1 pseudogene is annotated in these 251 nt (G+C 70.1%); it reads left to right on the top strand.

Going from position 1 to position 251, the window contains the following annotated elements:
* Positions 1 to 60: 60 nt before the first annotated feature.
* Positions 61 to 251 (top strand): annotated as a pseudogene (locus SB717_RS38050) (adenylate/guanylate cyclase domain-containing protein); the annotation flags it as partial.

The following is a 251-nucleotide window of genomic DNA, read 5'->3' on the forward strand; positions in this document are numbered from 1 at the left end:
TTCCGGCCGGTCGGGTGCGGGTATCGTATCCCGCCGACCCGGCCATGCCAAAGGGCCGTGATGACGACCCGACTCCGACTGATCAGCGGGCTCGTCCTGCTCGCCTTCGTCCTGGGCCATCTGCTCAATCACGTCGCCGGGCTGATCTCGGTCGAGGCGATGAACGCGCTGCTGTTCCTGAGCATCGCGCCCTGGCGCGCGTGGCCGGGCACGGTGCTGCTGGTCGCGGCGGCGGCGACGCATGTCGCGCT

This window comes from Priestia sp. SIMBA_032 (genome assembly GCF_046535215.1).
Classification (GTDB): domain Bacteria; phylum Bacillota; class Bacilli; order Bacillales; family Bacillaceae_H; genus Priestia; species Priestia aryabhattai.